At 44.0% G+C, this 5564-nt stretch carries 2 protein-coding genes and 1 pseudogene; all 3 read left to right on the top strand.

Features of this window, described 5'->3' with window-relative positions; translation table 11 throughout:
* Positions 1-19: 19 nt before the first annotated feature.
* Positions 20-400: a 50S ribosomal protein L7/L12 gene (rplL, locus tag A3735_RS19065; protein WP_068507428.1), complete on the top strand. Its 381-nt coding sequence runs from the start codon at positions 20-22 to the stop codon at positions 398-400.
* Positions 401-684: 284 nt separating this feature from the next.
* The gene (gene rpoB / locus A3735_RS19070; RefSeq protein ID WP_068507426.1) at positions 685-4755 is read left to right on the top strand and encodes a DNA-directed RNA polymerase subunit beta; all 4071 of its coding nucleotides are present in this window, start codon (positions 685-687) and stop codon (positions 4753-4755) included.
* 88 nt (positions 4756-4843) lie between these two features.
* A pseudogene (locus A3735_RS19075) lies at positions 4844-5564 on the top strand (DNA-directed RNA polymerase subunit beta'); the annotation flags it as partial.

The following is a 5564-nucleotide window of genomic DNA, read 5'->3' on the forward strand; positions in this document are numbered from 1 at the left end:
CATTTAGGAGAATGGGACCATGTCTCTATCTAAAGACGATATTTTAAATGCAATCGCTGAAATGAGCGTAATGGACGTTGTTGAACTAGTTGAAGCAATGGAAGAGAAATTCGGCGTATCTGCAGCTGCTGCTGTAGCTGCTGCTCCTGCTGCTGGCGGTGACGCTGGTGGTGCTGCTGCCGCTGAACAGACTGAGTTTGACGTTGTTCTTGCTGGCGCTGGCGATAAGAAAGTTAACGTAATCAAAGCAGTTCGTGCTCTTACAGGTCTTGGCCTTAAAGAAGCGAAAGCAATGGTTGATGGTGCTCCATCTACTGTTAAAGAAGGCGTTAGCAAAGACGACGCTGAAGCTGCTAAGAAAGAGCTTGAGGAAGCTGGCGCATCTGTTGAAGTTAAGTAACTATAATTATAGTTATTTGATGCATGCAGAAGCACACGCATCCTAACGAAATTGGCTGGTAGCATTTGCTGCCGGCCTTTTTCTGTTGTTAGTTAGTAGATAGCTTTCATTATATTGATGCTAACAAGCATCATAGAACAAACTATAAGAAGGTTTGTTAGAAAGGAATATTTGGCAAAGCCTTGAGCATGCAATAAGTATCTCTTTCTAAACATAGCCTGTTATTAAACGGTGTCAACCGTTCAACAATTCAGACCGTTAAGTCACAAAACTGGGGAATATAAATGGCCTACTCGTATACAGAGAAAAAGCGTATTCGTAAAGAATTTGGCGTGTTACCAACCGTCATGGATGTGCCGTATCTTTTGTCTATTCAAATAGACTCGTACTTAAGCTTCTTGCAGAGTGACAATGACCCAGAGTCTCGTGACGATGTTGGTCTTCACGCTGCATTCAAGTCAGTTTTTCCAATTTTGAGCTTCTCAGGTAATGCTGCATTAGAATATGTGAGCTACCGTTTGGGTGAACCCGCATTTGACGTAAAAGAGTGTATTCAGCGTGGTGTAACATACGCAGCTCCATTGCGTGTTAAGGTTCGATTGATTATTTATGATAAAGAATCATCAAATAAAGCAATCAAAGACATCAAAGAGCAAGAAGTATACATGGGCGAAATGCCGCTCATGACCGAAAATGGTACATTTGTTGTTAACGGTACTGAGCGTGTAATCGTCTCTCAGTTGCATCGTTCTCCAGGCGTATTTTTTGATCACGATAAGGGTAAAACACACTCTTCTGGTAAGTTGTTACACTCTGCTCGTGTTATTCCTTACCGTGGTTCATGGTTGGACTTTGAGTTTGACCCGAAAGACAACGTTTTTGTTCGTATTGACCGACGTCGTAAACTACCTGCATCGATCTTGCTACGTGCGCTTGAATACAGCACACAAGAAATTCTTGAAATGTTCTTCGATACCAGTGCATTCGTTATTTCCGGCGAGAGCTGTAAGCTAGAGTTGGTGCCTGCTCGCCTACGTGGTGAGCTTGCAAGTTTCGAAATTAAAGATGCTGACGGTAAGGTTATCGTTGAAGAAGGTCGTCGTATTACTGCGCGTCATATCAGACAGCTTGAGAAGCTTGGTAATCACCTTGAAGTTCCACGTGAGTACCTACACGGCAAGGTGACAGCGAAAGACTTGATCAATGAAGAAACTGGCGAATTGGTTGTTGAGTGTAATACCGAAATCACTGATGAAGTGATCGATACAATTATTGAAGCGGGTATCGAATCGTTCGAGACGATTTATACGAACGAACTAGATTGCGGCCCGTTCATGTCTGATACGCTAAGAATCGATCCGACAAGTAATCAGCTTGAAGCTCTGGTAGAGATTTATCGTATGATGCGTCCTGGTGAGCCGCCAACTAAGGATTCAGCAGAGAACCTGTTCAAGAACTTGTTCTTTACTTCTGAGCGCTACGATCTTTCTGCAGTAGGCCGCATGAAGTTTAATCGCCGTATCGGACGTAGCGATGAGACGGGCGAAGGCGTACTGTCAAATGAAGATATTATCGATGTCTTGAAAACATTGATCGATATTCGAAATGGTAAGGGTGAAGTTGATGATATCGATCACTTGGGTAACCGTCGTATTCGATCTGTAGGTGAAATGGCAGAGAACCAATTCCGTGTTGGTTTGGTTCGTGTTGAAAGAGCTGTACGTGAGCGTTTGAGCATGGCTGAGTCTGATGGTCTAATGCCACAAGACTTGATCAATGCTAAGCCTGTCGCTGCAGCCGTTAAAGAATTCTTTGGTTCTAGCCAGTTATCTCAGTTTATGGATCAGAACAACCCGCTTTCTGAGGTGACTCATAAGCGTCGTGTATCAGCATTAGGCCCAGGTGGTTTGACTCGTGAGCGTGCTGGTTTTGAGGTTCGAGATGTACACCCGACTCACTACGGTCGCGTTTGTCCTATCGAAACGCCTGAAGGTCCAAACATCGGTTTGATTAACTCTTTGGCAACCTACGCACGAACTAACTCTTTTGGCTTCTTAGAGAGTCCGTATAGAAAAGTTGTTGACAGTGTTGTAACAGACGAGATCGAGTATCTGTCAGCAATTGAAGAAAGTGGCTTCATTATCGCACAGGCTAGTGCTGTTGTTAGTGAAGACGGTAAGCTAACTGAAGAGCTTGTTAACGTTCGATATAAAAACGAATTTACAGTAACGCCACCTGAGAAGGTTAACTATATGGACGTGTCACCACGTCAGGTAGTATCGGTAGCAGCTTCTTTGATTCCTTTCTTGGAACACGATGATGCGAACCGTGCTTTGATGGGGTCAAACATGCAGCGTCAGGCTGTTCCAACCCTACGTGCTGAAAAGCCATTGGTTGGTACGGGTATTGAGCGAATTGTTGCTCAGGACTCTGGTGTATGTGTCGTTGCAGATCGAGGTGGTGTAATCGAACGTGTCGATGCAGGCCGAATTGTTGTTCGTGTTAACGATGATGAGACTGCACAAGGCGACGCAGGTGTAGATATCTACAACCTAACGAAATATGTTCGTTCAAACCAAAATACTTGTATAAATCAACAGCCTTTGGTTAAGCAGGGTGAGCAAATTTCTCGTGGTGACGTACTTGCTGATGGTCCTTCGGTTGATATGGGTGAGCTGGCTTTGGGTCAGAACATGCGTATCGCCTTTATGCCTTGGAACGGTTACAACTTTGAGGATTCGATCCTTGTATCTGAGCGTGTAGTTCAAGAAGACCGTTTCACAACTATCCATATTCAGGAATTGACTTGTGTTGCGCGTGATACCAAGTTAGGTAGCGAAGATATTACTGCCGATATTCCGAATGTTGGTGAGAACGCACTTTCCAAGCTGGATGAGTCGGGTATCGTTTATATCGGTGCTGAGGTGGGTGCTGGTGATATTCTTGTTGGTAAGGTAACACCTAAGGGCGAAACCCAGTTAACGCCTGAAGAAAAGCTACTTAGAGCAATCTTCGGTGAAAAAGCATCTGATGTTAAGGATACTTCACTGCGAGTTTCTACAGGAACGCGTGGTACGGTAATCGACGTTCAGGTCTTTACTCGTGACGGTGTTGAGAAAGATCAGCGTTCGAAAGATATTGAAAACGATCAGCTTGATAAGTTCCGTAAAGATTTGAAAGATGAGTATCGCATTGTTCAGGGCGCAACTTATGAGCGTCTTACAAAAGCTTTGCTTGGTCAGTCTGTAATTTCTGCGCCAGGTTTGAAGAAGGGCGATACCCTTAGTGAAGATTACCTTAAAGGCTTAGAGCCTAGCGATTGGTTCACAATTCGTATGTCTGAAGACTCTCTAAATGAGATGTTGGAGAAGGCAGAGGCGCAATTGGAAGATCGTCGTAAAGATCAGGAAGAGCGCTTCGAAGTTAAGAAGGGTAAGCTTCAGACTGGTGATGATCTCGCACCGGGTGTACTGAAAATAGTTAAGGTTTACGTTGCGATCAAACGTCGTATTCAGCCTGGTGATAAGATGGCTGGACGACACGGGAACAAGGGTGTTATCTCGGTTATTATGCCAGTTGAAGATATGCCATATGATGAGCATGGTAACCCAGTAGATATTGTACTTAACCCGCTAGGTGTTCCGTCTCGAATGAACGTCGGTCAGGTACTGGAAACACACTTGGGTTGTGCTGCAAAAGGTCTTGGTAAGAAAATTGACCTTATGATTAAACAGCAGAAAGAAGTGCAAGAACTACGTGGCCTACTGGATCAAATCTATAACGGTGTTGCTGATAAGAAAGAAGCGTTGGATACCTTTAGTGATGAAGAGATTCTAGAGCTGGCACATAACCTTCGCGGTGGTGTTCCAATGGCGACTCCTGCTTTTGATGGTGCGAAAGAGTCTCAGATTAAAGAGCTTCTTCGTCTAGCCGGTCTTGATGATAGTGGTCAGGTTCAATTATATGATGGTCGTACTGGGGACTCTTTTGATCGTCCAGTTACCGTTGGCTATATGTATATCCTTAAGTTGAACCACTTGATTGATGACAAGATGCACGCTCGTTCTACGGGTTCATACAGCCTTGTTACTCAGCAGCCATTGGGCGGTAAAGCTCAGTTTGGTGGTCAGCGCTTCGGTGAGATGGAAGTATGGGCGCTAGAAGCTTACGGTGCTGCTTATACGCTACAGGAAATGCTTACGGTTAAATCTGATGATGTTAACGGCCGTACCAAGATGTATAAGAACATCGTTGATGGTGATCACCGTATGGAGCCTGGCATGCCAGAATCATTCAACGTACTTGTTAAAGAAATTCGCTCGCTTGGTATTGATATCGAGCTGGAATCAGAGTAGTTCGCAAGTCAATACAAACAATTACGCGGAGGCGAGCGCTTCTAGATGAAGCGTTCGCGGATAGATAACTCCAATTGGAGCAAAACCGATGAAAGATTTATTAAACCTATTAAAAAACCAAAATCAAACTCAGGAATTCGACTCAATTCGTATTGGCTTGTCGTCTCCAGAAATGATCCGATCTTGGTCATACGGTGAAGTTAAGAAGCCAGAAACGATTAACTATCGTACATTCAAGCCAGAGCGTGATGGCTTATTTTGTGCCAAAATTTTCGGTCCTATCAAGGACTATGAGTGCTTGTGTGGTAAGTACAAGCGCCTTAAGCATCGTGGTGTAATTTGTGAGAAGTGTGGTGTAGAAGTTGCGCTTGCTAACGTAAGACGTGACCGTATGGCTCATATCGAACTAGCTAGCCCAGTTGCTCACATCTGGTTTTTGAAGTCTTTGCCGTCACGTATTGGTATGCTTTTAGATATGACTTTGCGTGATATCGAGCGAGTATTGTATTTCGAATCATACATGGTTATTGATCCGGGTATGAGTACGCTTGAGCACGGTCAGCTACTTAGTGACGAACAATATTACGAGGCACTTGAAGAGTTCGGTGATGAGTTCGACGCTAAGATGGGTGCAGAAGCGATTCAAAGCTTACTGCAGAACATCAATCTAGAAGAAGAGATTGAGCGTTTAAGAGAAGAGATTCCAGCGACTAACTCAGAAACAAAAATTAAGAAGCTATCTAAGCGTCTTAAATTATTAGAGTCTTTCCACAGCTCAGGNAATAACCCTGAGTGGATGGTCTTGAAGG

This window comes from Oleiphilus sp. HI0061 (assembly GCF_001635675.1).